Below are 22338 nucleotides of genomic sequence, written 5' to 3'. Positions count from 1 at the left end.
AGCATTAAGGGGAGCGGGAACAGCGCCGTGAGAATGAATCCAGCCTCAGTCTCTGGACCGAGCCTCCTGGAATTATAAGGGATAACCATCCCGGCGGCTGCAGATCCTATATAACGGAAAAAGGACTGTCCCGGCGCCCATAGTGTGAGCAGACCGGAACAGTCCAGTTTTTAGCATATCGGTATTACTAAGCGTTCACAGCATTACTGCTGCGGTTTTTGTACCGGCTTAGCAAATGTACCCTGCTTCGTTGCGCCGTCGTTTTCAACAGCAAACTCAGCATTGTATTTTTCATTCGGTGTTTTATAGTTGTCCTGCACCTTTGGTTTTTTAGCCACTGGATTTCACCCCCTGAGTGTTATCGCTTCAGGGACACTCGCTGTGCCCCAGTCAGTATTATGGGGAGCACAGGGCAGTATTATGCATCTGCAAGTGAAAAAAATTTCAACCTTGGTGAGCAGCTTTGTATTACGCTAAATAATCTCTTCCAAGATATCCTGAGGAACGGTTTTGTATGTCTTGATTGCACTACCAAGATCCTTAAGCATGCCTTCCGTGCATTTCCCATTACCGCGTTTGATCAGCTGAACGACAACTGTCTTTTTACCCCATTCCTTATACACCTGCTTGGTTGTGGCAAAATACAAGTCAATCTTCCGCCCTTTGATTGCTGAGCCTGTATCGGCAACGACCGCATATCCGTAATCGGGAATATACAGTATGCTGCCCAGCGGCAGAACCTTCGGATCGGCAGCAATAGTCGACACTGAATTTTTGTCACGGCGCACCTTAACACCTGAATAGGTAATGCCGTATTGCGGGTGCTTGGATGTTTTGCCCGTAGACTCGTAGCCTGCTGTATATCCGGTAGCTGTAACCTTCATTGAAGTAATAATCTGTTCTGGCGCCGGTGCGGCTACAGGCACTGAAGCCGGCTGCTGCTTGGCTGCGGTATCCGGCTTCTTGACGGCTGGCGCAGCTGTCGGCTGCGGGGCCATTGTCGGCTGCGGGGCCGCTGTTGCGGCCGGCTTCACCCGCGAAGTCCCTCCGAGCTGTGAAGCTCCTGTAAAGAACGCCTCCTGTGAATGTTCAATGGCACGTCCGGTGATCCGTTCCTCCTGCTGAGCCTTTCCGTTAATGCTTGTAAAGAAGGGCGAACCCTGTGTATTTTGAAAATCATCTGCTTTCATTGTGCCGTAGTTCAGCCGGTCTGTAATATCCGCGGTCCCTCTGGCCTCAGCGGATTTCCGCCCGTAATCCGGATAGATACCGGCAACAGCTGATATTAGCACTGCCGTAACCATTACACACCAAAGCCTCTGGCATAAGCCCATTTTGTTCATTTGATAAACCTCCCCCTATTAGCGAAGGTTTCCCGTTTCACAAAATTTTATACATAAAGCGCCTTAAGGCGGCTTCATGCGGCTTATGACAGAGGCTGTTAGGGCAGGCTTATACCGCCTGATTAAGAACACAGATGACGGTTAAATCAGATGACGCGGCCGGAGATTTCCTTACTCAGGGCTTCAATAACTTCATCCAGCAGCTTGGCGCCGATATCGCCTTCTCCGCGTTTGCGGACGGAGACTGTGCCGGCGTTCATTTCGTTCTCTCCGACTACGAACATATATGGAAGCTTCTCCAGCTGGGCTTCACGGATTTTGTAGCCCAGCTTCTCATTACGCAGATCCACTTCAGCACGGATGCCGCTTCTCTGCAGCTTTGCTTCCACATCCTTGGCGTATTCGTCAAATGCTGACGATACAGGAATAATCTTGACCTGCTGCGGCGACAGCCACAGCGGAAGGGAGCCGGCAAAGTTCTCCAGCAGGAAGGCTACGAAACGTTCCATTGTTCCCAGAATACCGCGGTGCAGGACAACCGGACGGTGCTTATTACCGTCGTCTCCAACATACTCCAGTTCAAAGCGTTCAGGCAGCAGGAAATCGATCTGTACGGTGGACAGCGTTTCTTCCTTGCCAAGTGCAGTACGGATCTGCACATCCAGCTTCGGCCCGTAAAAAGCAGCTTCGCCTTCCGCTTCAAAGAACGGCAAGCCGGCTTCTTCCGCTACCTCGCGAAGCATACGCTGTGCAGTCTCCCACATTTCATCGTTCTGGAAGTACTTCTCGGTATCCTGCGGATCACGGTAGGACAGGCGGAAGCGGTAATCGTGAATCCCGAAATCGCTATATACCTGCTTAATCAGCTCAAGCACGCGTTTGAATTCGCTTTTGATCTGATCCAGACGGCAGAAAATATGGGAATCATTCAGCGTCATGGAGCGGACGCGGTGCAGGCCGGTCAGTGCGCCGGACATTTCATAACGGTGCATGGTTCCGAGCTCGGCAATCCGGATCGGCAGATCACGGTAGCTGTGCATGGAGCTCTTATAGATCATCATGTGATGCGGACAGTTCATCGGACGGAGCACGAACTCCTCGGTATCGATAACCATCTTAGGGAACATATCCTCCTGATAGTGCTCCCAGTGACCTGAGGTTTTGTACAGTTCTACATTACCAAGTACAGGCGTGTATACATGCTGATAGCCGAGGCTTGCTTCCAAATCTACAATATAGCGCTCCAGAATGCTGCGCAGCTTGGCACCCTTAGGCAGCCAGATCGGCAGGCCCTGTCCGACCAGCTGGTTGAAGGTGAAGATTTCCAGCTCTTTGCCCAGCTTGCGGTGGTCACGCTTCTTGGCCTCTTCCAGCAGATGCAGATACTCATCAAGCTGTGCCTTCTTGTTCCAGGCTGTTCCGTATACGCGCTGAAGCATTTTGTTTTTGCTGTCTCCGCGCCAGTACGCTCCTGCCACATTCATCAGCTTAAACACTTTAATCTTTGAAGTGGACGGCACGTGCGGCCCCCGGCACAGGTCAAAGAATTCACCCTGCTCATAGATCGAAATTACGCTGTCTTCCGGCAGAGCCTCAATCAGCTCCAGCTTGTACGGGTCGCCCAGCTCTCCAAAGATCTCCAGCGCTTCCTTGCGGCTGACTTCCTTGCGCACAATCGGCAGATTCTCATTCACGATACGTTCCATTTCCTTCTCGATCTTCAGCAGATCTTCCGGATTGAGCGGGTGCTCCAGATCCATATCATAATAGAAGCCGTCCTCAATAACCGGTCCCACACCAAGCTTAACTTCCTTAGCACCGAACAGGCGTCTTGCTGCCTGAGCCATGAGGTGAGCTGTACTATGACGCACAACCTCTAAGCCTTCCGGTGAATCCAAGGTAACAATCTCGACAAGAGCACCCTCCTCAAGCGGTGTCGACAGGTCAACGACTACTCCGTTGAGCTTGCCTGCGGCTGCATTCTTACGCAGGCCGCTGCTGATGGAGGCGGCTACATCTTCGATGCTGCTGCCGTTCTCGTATTCCCGGACCGATCCGTCCGGCAGCTTAATACTAACTGACATTGTTATTCCTCCTAATGGTTGGTTAACGAAAGCGCGTAAAGGCACTGACTGCGGTATGGGGCCATCCACGCAAACAAAAAACACCCGTCCCGCGCAGGGACGAGTGATTACACCCGTGGTTCCACCCAAATTCGATTCTATAACCAGAATCCTTCATCAGCATGGGAATAACGGCCATGAACCGGCGGTTCTTACTGTCCCGTACCAGGCGCATAGGCCGGCCGGAAGTTCATAACCGCAGCTACAAAGGGGTAGACCGGAAGCCGGATACCGGAGGGACTTGCAGCCTGGGTTCCCTCTCTCTGTAGCGGTCCTGAATTAACGATCCGTGTCTTTGTCGATGCTTTTAACGTGAATTATGCAGTAATTATAAAGCTGTCCGCAGTATCAGTCAAGCCTGCAGTCTGAAGGAGAACCGCCAAACCGAGACAGAAGCTGACTGTGTCAGCCTAATACCGCGCCAGGGTTAGTGCTGCCATAACATCAATCTGCTTATCCTGCTCACTCCTCTTCCCGGCGTTTCTTCCCCGGCAAGCGGCCCGCGCGCTTCAAAGACTCACGCAGCAGATATTCAATATGTCCGTTTACGCTGCGAAATTCTTCTCCCGCCCAACGCTCCAGCGCTTCATACAGCTCCGGATCAATCCGCAGCGGAAAGCTCTTCTTGGCCGCCATATTTCATCATCCCCTAATATAACGATCCGGCATTAATGACCGGGCTCGCTCCGCGTTCCGACACAATCGCCACCATCAGGTTATTAATCATCGCAGCCTTGCGCTCTTCATCAAGCTCAACTACACCGTTCTCTCTTAGCTGACGGATTGCCATATCCACCATGCCGACAGCACCTTCTACAATAATCTGCCGCGCAGAGAGAATAGCTGAAGCCTGCTGGCGCTGAAGCATCGTGCTGGCAATCTCCGTTGAATACGCCAGATGAGTCAGGCGCGCCTCAATTACCTCTACACCGGACAGCGACAGTCGTTCCTGCAGTTCTGAGGCCAGCTCTTTGGCAATCTCATCTGCATTAGCCCGCAGTGACATTCCCGATTCATTAAAGTTATCATACGGATATTTACTCGCTACATGCCGGAGCGCTGTCTCGCTCTGAATCTCTACAAAAGCCATGTATTTATCCACATCGAACAATGCCTTCGCAGAATTGATAACCTTGAATACAATTACTGCCGCTATTTCAATCGGATTCCCCTCTACATCGTTCACCTTCAGCTTGACGCTGTTAAAGTTGCGCACCCGCAGTGACACAGTCTTACGGATACTGAACGGAACAACCGCCCACATCCCGCTCTTCACAATCGTTCCGACGTATTGTCCGAAGAAGGTGACAACAATAGACTTATTAGGCTGTACGATAGTGATGCTTGTGCACAGGACTCCGGCAGCTATAAACAGAATCACAGGCAACACAACATATTCCTGGGCCACCCCGTATATTCCGCCTGCCAGACAGACCGCAATCAGTGCAATAACCCAGAAGCCGCTTACCGGACGCAATACTTTTTCCTTCATAAAAAAGCACCTCCATAAAGATATGTATTTGATATAATTATGATATCACTTTTGGATACAACTGTAAATCAGTATTATTTGAAATCCGCAGTCTTATTCGATAAAAGTCACTGCCTTTTTGCTCCGCCTCTTCTATACTACAAAGCTAAGCAGTCTTTCTTTCGAAGAATATATTGGATAGGGACGTGACAATGATGAGCATAAAAGAACAAGTGCTGGACATTATCAAAGCATCAGCAGCCCCGCTAAGCGCAGGTGAAGTAGAAAAGCTCTCCGGGCTGGAGCGTAAAGCGGTAGACAAAGCCTTTACAGAACTGAAGAAGGAAAATGCGATTGTCTCACCGGTCCGCTGTAAATGGGAAGCCGCTGTGAAATAAATAGCCGGGTACATCGGACAGGCCCATGCCATCCCGCATGGGCCTGTTTGCTGCAGGTTCAAACTGCATCCCCCCACTAACCGGGGCCTTACCATGGAAGCTGACTTAGGTACTTTACGGGGAACCCATAACCTATTCATTCATATCCATAAAAAAGATGCCTCCCCGTCATCCGCAGATGAGAGGGAGGCATCTTCTATAAATGCTGAATTATGAGGCTTTATTCTCAAGCACACGGTAGATAATTACCGCTGCCTGGGCACGGTTCGCCATTGCTTTTGGTGCAAATTTGCCGCCGTCTACCCCGTTAACGATACCCAGCTGAGTCAGCTGCGCAATAGCTTCCTGGGCATATGGCGCAATCGAGGCTTTGTCAGCAAACTGTCCCAGAGCTGCAGAAGTATCGACTGGTTCCAGCTGGCCGGCAAGAGCATTAACGATCATGATCGCCATTTCCTCGCGGGTAATTTCACGGCCCGGTTCAAACTTGCCGTTGCCGGAGCCTTTTACAATGCCTGCACTCACAGCAGCAGCGATAGAATCGGTATACCATACGCCCTGCTTCACATCGTTAAATGCTGTACCGGATGCCGGAGCACTCAAATTAAGTGCACGTACAAGCATCGTTACAAATTCAGCACGGGTTACTGTTTTGGCTGGTGCAAACTGGCCGTTCTCCAGACCCTTCACAATACCTTTGGCTGCCAGGGATGCGATTGCTTCCTGTGCCCAGACTACATTGCCAAGATCAGTAAAGGAGCCAGGCGCTGCCGAAGGGGCAGGTGTAGCAGATGGTGCAGTTGTTGCTGTTGGAGCCGGTGTAGCAGATGGTGCCGGGGTTGCCGCCGGAGCAGGATTTCCGCCCGGAATAGCCGCCGGAGCCTTAACATTGTTAGTAATACGGCCTTCTGTCTTAGCTGTAATAGCTCCGCCCTTAAATGTGTCTACAATATAATCATAGAATACATCCAGGTCGATCGGGCCGGGCACAGTCTTGCTGGCTTTGGTCAGTACAGTGTAGTTGTCACCGCCTGCAGCCATAAAGTTATTTACTACAGCCGTATAGCTCTTGCTCATTTCAATCGGTGTACCGTCAGCCTTTGACAGGCTGGAGATACGGTTAGCTACAGGCAGATACATATCAGCCGTGTATTTAAGGCCGGAGATCTGCAGTGTTTTGGTATCGGCAGCTCCATCAGCCTTTACTGCCCATTGCTGCTGAAGCAGTGTTTTGATCTGCTCACCGGTAAGGGTCAGCTTAACCAGCGTGTTGCCGAACGGCTGGATTTTGGCCAGATCACCAAAGGATACATCACCCTTAGGAAGATCGGCACGGATACCGCCCGGATTCATAAAGGCGAAATCAGCTGGTTCTCCGTCACCGAAATCAGCCAGACGCATAGCATCTGCAATAAGGTTACCCAGGGAAGCTTCATTGTTGTAAGCATCTGTACGGGTAATTGTACCGTCAGTAGTCCCTACAGGCTGGGTCAATTCAGGATGCTTAGCCAGGTATTTGTTAACCAATGCTACCGTTTCAGGATCAGGTGTTACACCTTCCTGGAAAGTAGAGGTTACAGTTGCAGACTTGGATTTCACATCACCTGTCTTGTGATCAATAACCAGCTTGATATCTTCGAACGCTGTTCCGTAGGAGTAAGCTTGAACAACCAGCTTGCCGTTTACGATGTCGTTAGCATACCCGTGATTGTCTCCGGCCACGATAACGTCAACCGGCGAGTTCGCAGGCAGAGCTTTTGCCAGATCTGCAGCTTCACCCGTTGTTACAAAACCGCTTGCCGCATCTCCCTTTGTAGTTGCAGGGTCATGAGCCAGCACGATGATAGTTTCTACACCTTTATCTTGAAGCTCTTTTGCATACTTCTCAATAGCTGCTACTTCTTCAGTAACAGACAGGAATTTCACACCGACAAGACCGGATGGTGCTACCTTGTCAGGCGTTGCTTTTGTAACCACACCGATAAATCCGATTTTTACGCCGCCTACTTCTTTAATGACATATGGATTGATGATAGGCTCATTGGTCGCAACGTCAATCACATTGGCGTTAATGTAATCAAAGTCAGAACCAGCATGGTTAACGCTGCTGTTTTTAGGATCGATACCGCCGAAGATTTGTGTTTTCAGCGCCGCAACACCCTGGTCAAATTCATGGTTGCCCAGTGTTCCGACATCAAATTTCATCAGGTTCATCCACTCATGCGTCGGCTCATCACGTTCAAGTGAGGATACCGGAGCAGATGCCCCTACGGAGTCACCGTTATGGAAGAGCAGGGAATGTTCGTACTTGGCACGCGCCTGCTTCAGATACGTTGCGAGAACAGCAGCAGTACCTGCATTTTTGCCGCTTACTACGGAGGTAGTATCCAGCTGGCCGTGGAAGTCGTTGATTCCGATCAGGTGAACCTCAACATCTGCAGTAGGCTTTGGCGTTACTGCCTTCAGATCCATACTGTAAACAGAGAAGCCCTTGGAATCTTTAACTCCTGTATCCTGCATATTGTCCGGCAATACTGCTGCCGCTTTAGGTGAAGAAGTGAAGGTAACATTTACGTTGCCCTTGATCGGGGCAATTGTCCAGTTGCCGTCAGCTGTAGGATCAACCGTTCCGGCTTCACTGATATAATCCATCAGCACCTGACGGTTCTCCATCTGGGAGTCGATAATCATTGTGGAACCCTTAACACCAGGGAAGTTACCGCCGCCGCTTGCACGGTAGTTGTTGGTGACAACAACGAATTCCTGCTCAGGCAGAATTTCCACACCGCCGTAAGTAACACTGGTTACACGGCTGGACGCTGCATCATTAATAGAGCCGTCCGGCTTGTATTTGGCATTTTTGGTTACGTCAATGGTGTACTGAACACCGTCAATAACGTCGAAGTTATATACTGCAAATGCAGGATTAAGCAACGGCTGGGCTGTCGAAATGCCCGGTTTGATCCGGTTAAATGCGCCTGCGCTCATCTCGATCCATTCTTTTACAGTTTCGCCGTCAACAACAATTGCCTTCAGCGTGTTGTCGTACAGGTACAGGTCGCTGGCGCTGCGAATCGTCAAGTCTCCTGTTGCCTGACCAGCAGGGATAGAGATCTCTGTATATTCCTCAGGACCGTTGCGTCCTGCTTTGAACGGCGCACCCACACTAAGAATCGGATAATCCTTGTAATCAGCCAGTGCAGGGTCTGTGTTAATCAGATTGGACACATAACGCTGCTGTGCATAAGTTACGATCTGAACTGTCGGATCGTCCTGCACCATAGCGAAGAAGCTGTTCATTGGAGCCTTGGTTTCACCCAGCTTCTGGCCGGTGTATTCAATAGTTGCCGCGTGGTCGGCACCAACTACCGCATCTACAGCCGGATCAGCTGCTTTACCGGAGATTGAACGGGTGGAAGCCTTAGAGGCTGTTTTGTCTACCGCCCAGCCGCTTCCGTCCTGTACGATCTTCAGATCGATCAGACCGAGGTAACCGCCGCCGTAACCAGCCTGTACCGCCGGAGTTCCGTTGATGTGGCCGTTTACGTTGTCAATTGTGGCAGCATCATTATTGTAAGGGGCTTTGGTGTTAGGATCCTTGAAGGAGGCATCCAGTGAAGCATCCACACCGTTGGTAGGGAATACTTTATGTGTGTGCGAGAAAGTAATGGCGTCAACGCCTTCTACCTTACTCAGTTGGTTTATGTCATTTTCTGCACCTGTCAGGTTTGAGGCAGCAGAAGCATCAAAGCCGGTGTGAGCCATAGCAACGATAACTTGTGCACCTTCAGCCTGCATTAGAGGTACAAATTTCTCGGCTGTTTCACTGATATCTTTTACAACAACCTTGCCGTCAAGGTTAACTTTGTCCCATTCCATGATCTGTGGAGTTACAAGGCCAAGCAGACCTACTTTTACAGTATGTGTCTGGCCGTCAGAGCCTACAACCTGCTTCTCGATAATTTCATAAGGCTTATACGTATTCGTTGTTCCGTCAATGTTGTAGATGTTGGCATTGAGATATTGGAAATCCGCAGCAGTATCCGCTTTGTGAGCGGCACTTCCGTTGATCGTACGCTCCAAATATTCCAGGCCGTAGTTAAATTCATGATTCCCGAAGGTTGCTGCGTCGTATTCCATAACATTCATCGCTGCAATCAGCGGATGGATCCGCTCGTCATTAGTCATGAGATCTGACTTGGTGGCCATGTAAGTGCCTAGTGGAGTTCCTTGAATCAAATCACCGTTATCCAGCAAAAGATTGTTTCCGTTTTCAGCTCTGGCTTCTTTAACAAGCGTTGCTGTTTTGTCGAGACCTACTGTCGCCGAAGCAGCATTTTTAAAATAATCCCAGCCGTAAACATTGGTGTGCACATCAGTCGTGCTCATCAGACGCAGATCTACTGTCACGCCGGCTGCCGGAGCAGCTTCTGCCGTATCAGCTCCAATGAATGAACCTGCCAGCACACCCCCAAAAACCTGTGCAGTCAGAACTGTGGTTGCCAGAAATGATGCTACCGGCTTGTTCCATCGTCTTTCTCCCATAAGTGATTAATCCTCCCAGTTTCTCTCTTTTAGTGACCGAGAACGATTGTATCACAAGCGATTATACGAATCTAGCAATTAGCAAAAAATAGAGCCAATAGTTGTGCAAAATATCATATATTCACGCAAAAACTTAGTCATTGCGCCTTAATAGAAATATATTATTTTACATATAATACATATTTTCATCAAAAACAGATGTTAGCTTTCAAAACATAACGGCGTAATATATCAATGAATCCGGCCGTTTTTCATAATTACTATAAAAAACTACGTAAATCTATTTTTATTCAAAATATCTCATTACTATCCATTATTAAACGGAGCGAAAAACGGAAGGAATTCTAACATATAATCTGTCTCTCATCCTTTCCCTGGTCAGTACCAGACAGAACAAAAATCCGCGCCGGACAGTGCAATTACTGCCTAACGGGGATTAGCTGCTTTCTGTTCGATTCTATTGTTTAACATATGCGGCTATTATTTCAGTTTCTTAATTAATACACTTATTCCCTTGACGATCAGAGCTGCTATGATGCTCAAAATTAATAGACTTAAAAACAGGTTAGTCCATATTATTTTCAAAGAACCCCCTCCTAGTGCAGTGTATTAAATGATCATAGAACTATTATATTGCTGCAATATCAAAAAAATATATATTATTCCATATAATCCCACAAAAAAACACAAATAACGCTTGTTCGATATTAACCCTTCCACATTCGGATTAATACTGAACAAGCGCTGGTATTGTATAAGAAGATTAGTTCTGCATCACAAAATCATTGTCGATCTTCGCATTACCGTCCTCAAAGGTACGCAGGATGTCGTAACGCGTATTCCGCTGCGCCGGGATCTTGCCAGCCTCGCGGATCAGCTGGGTAATCGACTCAATGTTAACCTTGTAAGTCGCACCCGCCGAGGAGACAACATTCTCTTCAATCATTGTACTGCCGAAGTCGTTACAGCCATACTGCAGGGACAGCTTGCCGACCTCAGGCCCCATTGTTACCCAGGAAGACTGGAAGTTCTTGATGTTATCGAGCACCAGCCGGCTGATTGCTACCGTCTTCAGGTACTCTTCCGGAGTCTGCCGGTCCAGCTTCAGGTTCGTATTGTCCGGCTGGAAGGTCCAGGAGATGAAGGCGAGGAAGCCCTCAGAATCATATTTGTTAGCAATACATTCATCCTGTGCTTCACGTACCCGCAGCAGATGCAGCGCCCGTTCCTCCATACTTTCCCCAAGTCCGATAACCATTGTAGCTGTAGTGTTCATGCCGATCCGGTGCGCGGTCTGCATAACATCCATCCACTCCCGCCACGAGCCCTTGAGCCGGCTGATCTTGCGCCGGGTGCGGTCGTCGAGAATCTCTGCGCCGCCGCCGGGCAAGGAATCCAGACCAGCTGCATGAATCTCGCGCATTACCTGCTCCAGCGGCAGGCCGGATACTTCAACCATCTTCATAATCTCAGCGGGAGAGAAGGAATGCATCGTAATATCCGGGAAGCGCTGTTTGATTCCGCGGAGGATATCTGTATAGTAGCTAAAAGGCAGATTCGGGTTCGTCCCGCCCTGCATCAGAATTTCCGTTCCATTTACAGCAATGGTTTCGGCAATCTTCTGATAGATGGTTTCATCGGGCAGCACGTAGCCTTCCTCTGAACCGGGTCTGCGGTAAAATGCGCAGAAGCGGCAGTACACATCGCATACGTTGGTATAGTTGATATTGCGGCCAATGACGAATGTGGCCAGCGGATCGGGATGCCAGCGCTTCATAATAACGTCTGCGGCTGCGCCCATTTTTTCAATTTCGTTGCTCTCGAACAGCCGGATTGTGTCTTCCAGCCCGAGGCGTTCGCCCTTCAGCGTCTTATCCAGAATAAGATCTATCGCACTCATCGTTCGCAGCCTCCTTCAAAGTCCATATATTATGGATAATTAAATTTTAGAAATAAACAGATACAAGCATTCGTTCTTCCATCCTAACATAATACCGGCAGCTTGAGAAATCTTTTGATGCTGCCGCTCCCGTGTACAGGCGAAATACCTCCATATAATGGGGCTTTAACATGGAAGCTTACTCAGGTCATTAGCGGGACCCCCGTGAACATATCCTTTCTTACTCTTCAAAAAAAAGACGGCGGCGCACATGCGGCGCTGCCGTCCCTCCTTGTATATTTATTCAGCTGCTACAATCTGTTCAAGCTCCACGCGTGCCGCCTCCAGCGCCTGTGCGAGATCGGCAATCAGGTCATTCTCATGCTCAATGCCGACAGAGAAGCGCAGCAGCCGGTCATCCACACCTACAGCATCGCGGATTTCCACCGGAATATCGGCATGGGTCTGCACGGCAGGATAGGTCATCAGGGATTCAACGCCGCCGAGGCTCTCGGCAAAGGCAATCAGCCGGATATGGCGGAGCAGCGGCTCTACGTAACGGGCATCTTTTACCTTAAAGGAGAAGATCCCTGTGTTGCCTGAGGATTGCCGGTTCTGGATTTCATAGCCCGGATGATCCGGCAGGCCCGGATGGAATACTTCAGCTATTGCCGGATGCTCCAGCAGATAACGGGCAAGGGCCAGAGCGTTACTCTCATGACGTTCCATGCGCAGTGCCAGCGTCTTCATGCCCTTCATCAGCTGATAGCTGTCATTAGGCGCTAGTACGGCCCCGAGGGAATTGTGCAGAATCGCCATTTCCGCTGACAGCTCGGCACCTTTGGTTACAATCAGCCCGGCAAGCACATCATTGTGGCCGCCTAAGTATTTAGTTGCGCTGTGTACAATAACATCTGCCCCAAGCTCAAGCGGACGCTGGAAGAACGGAGTGAGCAGTGTGTTGTCTACAATGGTCAGCAGCCCGTGATGACGGGCCCATGTACACACTGCTTCAATATCTGTAATCATCATCAGCGGATTGGTCGGTGTCTCGATGAATACTGCCTTTGTCCCGGGACGGCGGGCTGCTTCCAGCCCGTCCAAATCGTTGGTATCCACATAGGAGGCTGTAATGCCGTACTTGGACAGAATCCGTTCCAGCAGACGATAGGTTCCGCCGTACAGGTCGAGGGAAACAACCAGATGATCTCCCTGTCCGAACAAAGCAAACACGGTGGTCAAGGCTGCCATGCCGGAGCTGCAGGCAAAGCCGGCATCGCCGGACTCCAGCTCAGCGGCCGCTGTCTCGAGAACAGAACGGGTCGGGTTTTTGGTGCGGATGTAATCAAAGCCGGTGCTTTGTCCAAGCCGCGGGTGGCGGAATGCCGTTGCATTGTAAATCGGATAATTAACTGCCCCGGTTGCGGGATCTTCCTGTGAGCCTATTTGTGCAAGTCTGCTTTCAATCCTGAGTTTCTCGTCCATCGGTGAGCCTCCTAATGTGGGGTTGAGTGAATGAATTCCTTCTATATATTAGATAATAGGACCAATATCGTAGGGTGTCTCCTGGTACACATAGTAATTGAGCCAGTTGGCGAACAATAAGTTCGCATGGGCACGCCATACGGCTGGCGGTGTACGCTGCGGATCATCCTTAGGATAATAATGCTTCGGCAGCGCGACATCCATTCCTTTTGCAACGTCACGGTCATATTCCCATTTTAGCGAGAACGGGTCATATTCGGAATGTCCGGTAACAAAAATCTGTTTCCCGTCATGTGTCGCCACGAGGTAGACCCCGGCTTCCTCCGATTCAGCCAGAATCTGCAGCTCCGGATTTGCCTCAATGTCTTCACGCGATACATCGGTATGGCGGGAGTGCGGAACATGGAACAATTCGTCAAAGCCGCGCAGCAGCTTAACATTATTATGGCTCACAGTGTGCGGGAACACTCCAAAGCATTTTTCGGCAAGACTGACTTTACGTACACCGAAGTGGTGATACAGGCCCGCCTGTGCAGCCCAACAGATATGCATAGTCGATGTAACATTGTGCTTGCTCCATTCAAAAATCCGCTGCAGCTCTTCCCAGTAATTCACATCCTCGAACTCCAGCTGCTCAACCGGAGCGCCGGTCACAATCAGTCCGTCGAACCGGCGGTTGCTGATCTCGTCAAAGGTTGTATAAAAGCTCTTCAAGTGCTCCGCAGAAGTATTCTTGGAGGTATGGGAGCTGGGATGAAGCAGAACGACATCAACCTGCAGGGGGGAATTACCGATCAGGCGCAGCAGCTGCGTCTCGGTCGTTTCCTTGGTCGGCATCAGATTGAGGATAGCAATCCTGAGCGGACGGATATCCTGATGAAAAGCCTGGCTTTCATCCATTACAAAGATATTTTCTCCGGATAATACTTCTTTCGCCGGTAAACTGTCAGGGATTTTGATTGGCATTGCTGTGTCCACTCCTTAATCGAATTAGTACCTGAGCTTGAACTGATTTCCATGCAAAAATGACCCTTCTCGCACGAGAAAGGTCATATAGGTTCAGTCATATGTGCCTCTCTCATCTGCCAGAATCAACGCCGGGGCTTTCTCCCCTGCATATCTTCCGCAAGAATTAGCACCGTGCGTCTTCACGCCGGTTGCCGGGTTTCATCGGGCTAGTCCCTCCACCTGCTCTTGATAAGATTTAGCTGTATTCAATTTTTTTCTTAAAATTCACTTTAAATCATGAACCTGCTTTTCGTCAAGTCCATACAATGCTGAAGAGCCTTGAAAATGAAAAGAATTTAGCTTGAAAGAGGCATACCCCGGCGTTATACTAGACAAGTGTTTCAAAAGGCACAAATGACGAGGAGCAGAGGTGAGAGAAGAATGGAAGGCGACCCGGGTACGCAGTTAAGCGTGCAAAGTGAGCAACCACACAGGATTAACATCAGCTTGCCGGCGGCGGGAGCACTACTTCTTCATGCTCTCGAGACGTCATCCTGGCCTTAAGCATTGATTGTACTGCCGGCCAAGCTGATTTTTTCCGTGTGCTTTAATTAGCATAACCCTGGAGAAGACCGGGGACATAAGGAGTGAATCAGATGAAAATCCGGCTGGTGAACGCAGGCGTTTTTACCCCGATTGATGACATTGAAGCAACATTGACCGCACCGGCTGAAGGATTCTACTGGATCGATGCTGATGATGAGGACCTGGAGCAGCTCCAGCCCCTGTTTAATCTGCATGATCTTGCCGTAGAGGACTGTCTCAGCGAAGAGGAGCAGCGGCCAAAGATCGAAATTTATGAGAGCCATTATTTTATTGTAGTTAACAGCATCCGGTTTGATGATGAGGAAATCTTCCTCCGGGCGCTTAACGTATTCTTAGGCAGACACTACATCATTACTGTGACTAAACAAAAAATTCATGAGCTTCGCGTCCTGAAGCCCATTCTGTGGGAACAGGAGGTCAGTGCGCCTGACCGCTTCCTCTACCATCTGATTGACATCGTAGTCGATAACTATTTCTCTGTGGGCGACCGGATTGAAGCACGGATTGAGAAGCTTGAGGAAGATATTCTGATGCATACCAAGAAAACGCATCTGAGCGAAATCATTGGTCTGCGCAGTGAAATTCTGTGGCTGAAGAAGATGCTCGGTCCGCAGAAGGAAGTAATCAACACCCTGAACAAAAAGGATCTGCGCCTGATCGATGACCAGCTGCAGAAATACTTCAGTGATATTTATGAAAATGCGGTTAAGATCTCAGAAACCTTTGAGACCTACCGCGACCTGATGGGCAACTTGCGTGAAGCCTACCAGTCCAGTATCGCTAACCGCGCCAATGAAATTATGAGGGTGTTCACTGCAATAACTACAATATTCATGCCGCTGACCGTCATTACCGGGATATACGGAATGAACTTTGACAATATACCCGAGACCCATTCACAATACGGCTATTATGGTGTTATTGCCGTGATGGTCACACTCGGCTGCGGAATGCTCGTGATTTTCCGCAAAAAGGATTGGCTATGAACGATAACGGACGAATACGCTGAGGCGAAGGCTACCGCTACTGCAAAGTATGGGGAACCTTCGCCTTTGCCATTGCTAATAGCTCACAGCTGCTCCGTCTGCCTGAGGCTGCTGTGCCCGCCGGAACCGGATACGGATCAGCCGCAGACGCTCATAGTAGAGATCCAGCCCCTCAGACGGCGAGAAATTCTCCCCGTATGCCTTATATAACGCAGGCTTCAAAAAAGCATCCCCCATCAGCTCATACGCTGTCCAGATGTTAATCTGCTCTTCCGCGCTAACCTCCTTCAGTTCATGCTCAATCAGCTTCTCGACAGAGTAGCCCTCCTTCTCCAGCTCCTCTACCGCTTCAAGTACCTCACGCCGGCTGATTCCGCCCGCAGCCTGCAGCTGCTCCATGCCAAGCCCGTTCTCAATGCCCTGCAGCATGATCCGCCGCAGCCGCAGCTGTTCGAGCTGCTTCTTATATTTGATTTCCTTCTGCTTGTAGAGCCAGGATGAGAAGGCTTCTTCCTCCACAGCTTCATTTACCCAGCTAAGCGGATAGCTGTGCTCCCGCGGAATATCAGCAGTTACGGCAAGCCAGTCGCTGCCATGCTGCGCGGCCTTGCCTTCCCCGACTCCCGGAATCTGCAGCAGCTCTTCCTCCGTACGCGGCAGAAAAGCGCTGAGCATACGCAGCAGACGGTTACTGGCAAGAATATACGGCGCCTTCCGTTCACTGGAGGCCTTTCCCCTGCGCCAGGCGCACAACGCCTCATACACAGCTTCATTGCCATGCCGCTCACTGTAATACTGCAGCTTCTGCTGCTCACGGCTGCGCTGGGCAAGTGTCTCTTCCTCATGAAAAGCACCTTCAATCAGCGGCCTGTAGCCGTCGCCCATCTTCACTGCCAGCTCATGCCTGTACACACAGAGCATCTCGTTCCAGGAGCCGCCTTCATACCAGATATGCTCGTCTACCTCGCGGCTTCCGGAAAAATCCCTCCAGCCGATGCGCCAGCTTCCCTCCTCCTCACCAATCCAGAGCTGGGCATACACCTCCTGATCCGCTCCGGACATTCTGGACAACCGGTTCAAAAATACAATCTGCATATGAATCCCTACTTTCGTCGTCTTACAGCAGGCACACAAGTAGAAACGGCTACGCCGTCCTAAACAGGACGGTATCCGGTTCTGCAAGAAAGATAAGGATAAAGGATTGATAAAACCTATACTTTCTTATCTTTACGCAAAAAAAGCACCTCTCCCGCGAAAATCGCGAAAGAGGTGCTTCCTCATACATGCTATGCTGTTAGAAACTACAATACCATATATTTCCGTACAGTCAATCTCTTTTTGGATCAGGCTCCGGCAAGTGCCAGCTTGGCCAGGCTGAGCGCTCCGGCAAGCCCGGCATTGTCGCCAAGCTCCGGAGGCACAATGTAGCTGCCGATTTCCTGATTCAGCGCCGGGTGCTGAACATAGCCGCTGAGCAGCTCCTGCAGCTTGGCATGAATCAGCGGGAATAGCTGGCTCTGCTTCATGACGCCGCCGCCCATAACAATCTTCTGCGGAGACAGTATCAGTACATAGTTCATCAGCGCATGGGCCAGGTAGTGGGCTTCCATCGCCCAGGCCGGATGATCAGCGTCCAGCTCACCGGCAGGCTTGCCCCAGCGGCTGCCGATGGCAGGGCCGGCCGCCAGACCCTCAAGGCAATCCCTGTGATACGGGCAGAACCCGCTGTAAGTATCTTCTGGATGGCGCGGAACCAGAATATGTCCCATCTCCGGATGGGATAAGCCGTGAATCAGCTGGCCACCTACCACTGCACCCGCACCGATGCCTGTACCTACAGTGATGTACAGGCAGCTGTCCAGTCCCTGCGCTGCACCCCAGGTATATTCACCGAGAGCAGCCCCGTTCACATCGGTATCGAAGCCGATCGGCACATTGAAATGCCGGGCAGCCGCACCAACCAGATTATATCCTCCCCAGTGAGGTTTGGGGGTTGTCGTTATATGACCATAAGTTGGACTGCCGGGTATAGGGTCAATTGGCCCGAAGGAGCCGATTCCCAGCGCTTCAACCTTCTTGTCCGAAAAATAGTCCAGTACCAGCCCCATTGTCTCCTCTGGGGTTGTTGTCGGGAAGCTTACCCGGTCGGTTACAGTCCCGTCCTCATATCCGATTCCGCATACAAATTTTGTTCCACCGGCTTCAATTGCTCCTAGCACTCTCACAGCAGCATTCTCCCTTCACAAATAAAACGCTCTCTTACAACGATTATACGTGCCTGCGGCTTATATGACAAGCGGTTGACATATAAGCCGGACAAGGGCTTAAAGCCCCTGTAGCATGAGAAGTTTAACGCCCGGGTCCGGCAGTCCGCTGTTCCCGGTATAAGCGGCAGACAGAGATGAACCGCGCTGCTGCCGGAGGATAAGAAGCAAGATGGATATGGGCATATGCGGCCATAACATTTCCCTGGAGATAGCCCTCCGGCTGGCTGCCGCTTCGCCCCCTGCTCTCATAGGCGTAAGTCTGCTGTTCCTGTTCATCATAATGCATCACAGAGTAATGAAACTCATGGCCGCGCAGAGATTGGCCTTGCTTCAGCAGCAGGCTGTCCTGCAGCGCGGTTACTTCACGGTAGCCCAGCGCCGCGCGGCGCTGCTGCATAACGGCAAGGGCCGGGATAATACCGGCCATCCGGTGCACAGACCCTGCCCGGTCGGTGATGGAGCGGGCCAGCACCATATAGCCGCCGCATTCCGCATACAGCGGCATACCCAGCACCGCGGCTGTTCTTAGACCGTTAAGGAATCCGGCATTGGCAGAGATTTCCGCAGCGAATTCCTCGGGGAAGCCTCCGCCGAGATAGATTCCGTCTGCCTCCGGCGGTACCGGATCTCCGCACAGCGGGCTGAATTCAAGCAGCCGGGCCCCGGCACGCGCCAGCAGCTCCAGATTGTCGGCATAATAGAAATTGAATGCCGCATCCTTGGCAACTGCTATGACGGGAAAATCTCCGTTATCCTGCCGGACTGTAACAGCCGGGGCAGACGGTGATACATCTGCCTCTATGTACTGCAGCGGAGGAGCAGAGTGCGCAATTTCCAGCAGCCGGTCCAGATTCACGCCTGCCTCCAGCATATCCGCGGCATGCCCGAACAGCGGCTCCAGCTCGCCCCGTTCCAGCGCAGGCAGCAGGCCCAGATGCCGCTCCGGTATATCCAGCGTAGCGTCGCGCATCAGACCGCCGATTACCGGGATGCCGCAGGCGGCTTCAATAGCGGCCTTAACTGTCCGGTAGTGGCCGGGGCTGCCGCAGCGGTTCACGATGACCGCTGCGATCTGCACCCGCGGCTCCAGCTGCCGGAAGCCGAGCACGACCGCAGCCGCGCTGCGGCCCATGCTGCGAACATCGACCACCAGCAGCACCGGGCTGCCGGTGAGAAGCGCAATTTCTGCAGTAGAGCCAGTAAGCTCTGTGGCTTCTTTTCCGTCGTACAGCCCCATGACTCCTTCCACAATGGATAGCTCTGCATCTGCAGAAGAACGCAGAAAATACTCCTGCAAATAGGAGTGTGAGGTCATCCATGAATCGAGATTACGGGCGGGGCGTCCGGTTACTGCAGCGTGGTAGGCCGGATCAATATAATCCGGGCCGCATTTGAAGCCTTGTACCTTCAGTCCCCGCCGGGCAAAGGCCCGCATCAGCCCAAGTGTCACCGTTGTTTTGCCCGATCCGCTGCCTGTTCCCGCGACAATCAGGCGCGGGCGGTGCTGTGGCTCACTGGGGCTTTTCTCCAGAACGTTGAATTCACTGCGTTCTTTCATCCGCTTGCTCCTCCCTGCCGCCATAGGCCGCTCTGGCAACGGCAATGGTTACATTGCCGCTTTTTTTCTTCGGCTGCAGCAGCTTCCCGCCGCCTGCAGACAAGATGGCAGCAGGCTCACAGACGCCATAAGCCCCGGTTGCCTTGAACACAACTGCTGAGGGCTGATCAAGCGGTACTGTATTCAACTGCTCCGCTGTATACAGGTCAAGCTCCCAGCCGAATTTGCCGCACAGCTCCAGCAGCCCGGCTTCATTGCCCTTGATCGTAATGGTAGCTGCGCCCCGGACGCTCAGCGGAGACAGCCGCAGCTCCTCCAGCGTCTCCAGAACGGCTGCTTCAAGCTCGGCCGCCGCTGTCCCGCGGTTGCAGCCAAGGCCAAGCACCAGGCTGCGCGGCCGGTACACTGCAGCAGGCAGCCCGCTGAGCGCTGCTGCCTCAGCCGGCTTCAGCAGCCGGTCGGTGATGATGACCGCCGCGCGAAGCGGCTGCTGAAGCAGCTCTGCCATGTCGCTGCAGAGCCGGACATGCACCGGCAGTACGGCTCCCGGAGGCAGCCAGCCGGTCTCACCGGCTTCCTGCAGCACAGCAACCGGCTCACCGTTGACCAGCGCGGCGCTTACACCTTTTGCCGGGGCGAAATCCTCCAGCCGCCAGCCGAATTCGCGGCCCAGCAGATCGGCCGCAAACACGCCCTGCACGTCGGAGGCCGTCGTAATGACAGGATGGCTGTGCAGCAGCCCGGCAATCTCCAGAGTCAGCCGGTTAGCCCCGCCGAGGTGGCCGGACAGCACGCTGATGACATGCTGCCCGCCCTCGTCAATCACGATGACAGCAGGATCGGTCAGCTTGCTCTCCAGCAGCGGAGCCATCAGCCGGACAGCGGCTCCAAGGGAGAAGAACAAAATAACCGCCTCGTACCCGCGGAATAAACCGGGCAGCAGCTCCTTCACCGGACCGTCAAAAATCCGCCGTTCCCCCGGAATCTCCTCCAGCTCTCCGCTGTATTTGGCATAGCAGTAGACCTCAGTATCCGCCAGCAGTCCGCCCAGCTTCAGTGCCAGCCTGATGCCGTTACGGGTAATGGCTACAGCCGCATACCGCCTAGCCATCCTGGCTGCTTCCCTGCCGGAAGCCGTGGGTAAAGGCGCGGTCATACAGCTTCGAGCGGTGGGCATCCCGGTTCACCAGCTCCGGGTCAAGCGCCCAGCCGGCGAGAATCATGGCATGCATAGTAATGCCGGCCTCTTGCAGGTCCCGCTCCAGATGCTGCACAGTCGTCCGCACAATCTGCTGATCCGGCCAGGTAGCCCGTTTGACGACAGCTACAGGCGTATCCGGGCTCCAGCCGGCAGCAAGAAACTCACCGGCCGCATGCCCCGCCAGCCCCGCGCTGAGAAACAGCGCCACCGTGCAGTGATGAGCGGCCAGAGCTCGAAGCTGCTCCCGCTCAGGCACCGGCGTGCGTCCTCCGGCACGGGTCAGAATCACCGTCTGCGTCAGCTCCGGCACGGTCAGCTCGGCCCCGAGCGCCGCCGCCGATGCGAACACGGAGCTGACGCCGGGAATGATCTCATAGCGGACGCCACACAGCTTAAGCAGCGACATCTGCTCCAGAATGGCGCCGTACATAGCCGGATCACCGGTATGCACACGCGCTACGCTCCGGCCTTCCTGGACAGCACGGGCCATCAGCTCCACCTGCTGCTCCAGATCAAGTCCGGAGCTCTGCACTACCTCAGCCCCGGGCTTCGCGCTGCTGACCAGGACTTCGCTGACCAGAGAATCAGCATAGAGGACAAGATCCGCGAAGCGGAGAATCCGGCTGCCTTTGACCGTAATAAGCTCAGGATCGCCCGGCCCTGCACCGACAATGTACACCATAGGCTCCAGCTGAAGTCCGCTCATTTGCTCACCACCATTAAGCTGAGGTATTCCAGCTCCCGGCCGCGCAGCTCCCGGGCATCCCGCCATACCGTTTCATACGGCGAGGTCACTTTGGTCACTACCGAAGCTTTTCCGGCGAGGCCCAGCTCATCCAGCACATCAAGTACGGTATCCAGCACCTTGGCTACCTTTAGAAAGACCACCGTATCATGCTGCAGCAGCGCCTCCTTAAGCGCCTCACGGTCATCCGTCGCCGGAATGATGCCAACCCGCTGGTCACCGTCGGCGAGCGGCTGCTCCAGCGCGGCGGCAGCGCCCAGCACCGAGGAAATTCCCGGTACCGAAACCACCGGCACAACGGGATGCAGCTCCTGCATAAGCCGGGCAAGATGAATGAAGGTGCTGTACAGATTCGGATCACCCTCCGTTACAAAAGCCACATCATTGCCGTGCCGCAGCTCATTCCAGCACAGCTCAACTGTCCAGCGCCACCCGTTCTCCAGCTGCACAGGGTCCTTGGTCATCGGAAAAACAAGGCCAAGCATCGTTTTCTGCTCAGCATCTACATAAATCTCCACGATTTCATGGGCGTAGGATTTTCCGCCTTTCCGGGCTGCAGGATAGGCGATAACCGGACATTCCTTAAGCAGGCGGCAGGCCTTGACTGTAATCAGCTCCGGGTCTCCCGGGCCCACACCAACCCCATAAAGTGTACCTACAGTAAGTAAGCCGGGTTCCTCCTCGGCCGGCAGCTCCTCCTCCAGGTCCAACAACCACTCTTCAGCGCCAGCAGCCTGCTCCAGTCCCTCCACTTCATTGTTGCCCATTTACGCATCCCCTTTT

17 protein-coding genes and 1 riboswitch are annotated in these 22338 nt (G+C 52.3%); of the genes, 2 read left to right on the top strand and 15 right to left on the bottom strand.

The annotated features are described in order from the left end of the window. Positions 1-203: 203 nt before the first annotated feature. The 5 genes from R70331_RS32295 to R70331_RS09025 all read right to left on the bottom strand — a co-directional run bounded on the left by R70331_RS32295 (position 204) and on the right by R70331_RS09025 (position 4958). Positions 204-338: a hypothetical protein gene (locus R70331_RS32295; RefSeq protein WP_269322296.1), complete on the bottom strand. Its 135-nt coding sequence runs from the start codon at positions 336-338 to the stop codon at positions 204-206. Between the two features lie 135 nt (positions 339-473). Further along, positions 474-998: a 3D domain-containing protein gene (locus R70331_RS32480; protein ID WP_042182385.1), complete on the bottom strand. Its 525-nt coding sequence runs from the start codon at positions 996-998 to the stop codon at positions 474-476. A 491-nt stretch (positions 999-1489) separates the two neighbouring features. Further along, positions 1490-3427 (bottom strand): threonine--tRNA ligase, encoded by a 1938-nt coding sequence (gene thrS / locus R70331_RS09035; protein ID WP_042174740.1) that lies wholly within the window; start codon positions 3425-3427, stop codon positions 1490-1492. Between the two features lie 501 nt (positions 3428-3928). After that, positions 3929-4102 carry a type II toxin-antitoxin system antitoxin gene (locus R70331_RS31020; RefSeq protein ID WP_039871515.1) on the bottom strand — a complete coding sequence of 58 codons (174 nt, stop codon included), beginning with the start codon at positions 4100-4102 and terminating at the stop codon, positions 3929-3931. Between the two features lie 13 nt (positions 4103-4115). Continuing rightward, the gene (locus tag R70331_RS09025; RefSeq protein WP_042174738.1) at positions 4116-4958 is read right to left on the bottom strand and encodes an SPFH domain-containing protein; all 843 of its coding nucleotides are present in this window, start codon (positions 4956-4958) and stop codon (positions 4116-4118) included. A 191-nt stretch (positions 4959-5149) separates the two neighbouring features. Here R70331_RS09025 and R70331_RS09020 point away from each other — a divergent pair, with 191 nt between their 5' ends. Next, the gene (locus R70331_RS09020; protein ID WP_231576432.1) at positions 5150-5335 is read left to right on the top strand and encodes a transcriptional regulator; all 186 of its coding nucleotides are present in this window, start codon (positions 5150-5152) and stop codon (positions 5333-5335) included. A 210-nt stretch (positions 5336-5545) separates the two neighbouring features. On the opposite strand, the gene R70331_RS09015 is transcribed toward R70331_RS09020, so the two are convergent. The 4 genes from R70331_RS09015 to metA all read right to left on the bottom strand — a co-directional run bounded on the left by R70331_RS09015 (position 5546) and on the right by metA (position 14210). Then, positions 5546-9880, bottom strand: coding sequence for a bifunctional 2',3'-cyclic-nucleotide 2'-phosphodiesterase/3'-nucleotidase (locus tag R70331_RS09015; protein ID WP_042174737.1), 4335 nt, complete (start codon positions 9878-9880; stop codon positions 5546-5548). A 763-nt stretch (positions 9881-10643) separates the two neighbouring features. After that, positions 10644-11780, bottom strand: coding sequence for a cyclic dehypoxanthinyl futalosine synthase (gene mqnC / locus R70331_RS09010; protein ID WP_042174736.1), 1137 nt, complete (start codon positions 11778-11780; stop codon positions 10644-10646). A 279-nt stretch (positions 11781-12059) separates the two neighbouring features. Then, a complete protein-coding gene (locus R70331_RS09005) occupies positions 12060-13244 on the bottom strand; it encodes an aminotransferase class I/II-fold pyridoxal phosphate-dependent enzyme (protein WP_042174735.1) in 1185 nt (394 codons plus the stop codon). A gap of 48 nt (positions 13245-13292) precedes the next feature. Further along, the gene (gene metA / locus R70331_RS09000; protein ID WP_042174734.1) at positions 13293-14210 is read right to left on the bottom strand and encodes a homoserine O-acetyltransferase MetA; all 918 of its coding nucleotides are present in this window, start codon (positions 14208-14210) and stop codon (positions 13293-13295) included. Between the two features lie 109 nt (positions 14211-14319). Then, a riboswitch (SAM riboswitch) is annotated at positions 14320-14448 on the bottom strand. A 400-nt stretch (positions 14449-14848) separates the two neighbouring features. On the opposite strand from metA, the gene corA reads away from it, so the two are divergent. Further along, positions 14849-15784: a magnesium/cobalt transporter CorA gene (gene corA, locus R70331_RS08995; protein ID WP_042174732.1), complete on the top strand. Its 936-nt coding sequence runs from the start codon at positions 14849-14851 to the stop codon at positions 15782-15784. A gap of 75 nt (positions 15785-15859) precedes the next feature. On the opposite strand, the gene R70331_RS08990 is transcribed toward corA, so the two are convergent. The 6 genes from R70331_RS08990 to cobI all read right to left on the bottom strand — a co-directional run bounded on the left by R70331_RS08990 (position 15860) and on the right by cobI (position 22322). Beyond that, positions 15860-16879 carry an HRDC domain-containing protein gene (locus R70331_RS08990; protein WP_042174730.1) on the bottom strand — a complete coding sequence of 340 codons (1020 nt, stop codon included), beginning with the start codon at positions 16877-16879 and terminating at the stop codon, positions 15860-15862. A gap of 248 nt (positions 16880-17127) precedes the next feature. Further along, complete coding sequence (locus tag R70331_RS08985; RefSeq protein ID WP_042174728.1) at positions 17128-18009, bottom strand: ROK family protein; 882 nt, start codon at positions 18007-18009, stop codon at positions 17128-17130. Positions 18010-18133: 124 nt separating this feature from the next. Further along, positions 18134-19609, bottom strand: coding sequence for a cobyrinic acid a,c-diamide synthase CobB (locus R70331_RS08980; protein ID WP_042174725.1), 1476 nt, complete (start codon positions 19607-19609; stop codon positions 18134-18136). After that, on the bottom strand, positions 19593-20720 hold the full coding sequence (locus R70331_RS08975) for a cobalt-precorrin 5A hydrolase (RefSeq protein WP_042174723.1): 1128 nt from the start codon (positions 20718-20720) through the stop codon (positions 19593-19595). Before R70331_RS08975 ends, R70331_RS08980 begins: the two co-directional genes overlap by 17 nt. After that, positions 20713-21516, bottom strand: a complete 804-nt coding sequence (gene cobM / locus R70331_RS08970; protein WP_042174721.1) for a precorrin-4 C(11)-methyltransferase — start codon at positions 21514-21516, stop codon at positions 20713-20715. The genes R70331_RS08975 and cobM overlap by 8 nt, the downstream gene beginning before the upstream one ends. Continuing rightward, complete coding sequence (cobI, locus tag R70331_RS08965) at positions 21513-22322, bottom strand: precorrin-2 C(20)-methyltransferase (protein WP_081947550.1); 810 nt, start codon at positions 22320-22322, stop codon at positions 21513-21515. Before cobI ends, cobM begins: the two co-directional genes overlap by 4 nt. Positions 22323-22338 lie beyond the last annotated feature (16 nt).

The sequence above is a fragment of the Paenibacillus sp. FSL R7-0331 genome (assembly GCF_000758645.1).
Classification (GTDB): Bacteria; Bacillota; Bacilli; order Paenibacillales; family Paenibacillaceae; genus Paenibacillus_AQ; species Paenibacillus_AQ camerounensis.
The sequence above is the reverse complement of the archived record's forward strand: the minus strand, read 5'-3'. Positions and strand labels throughout refer to the sequence as shown.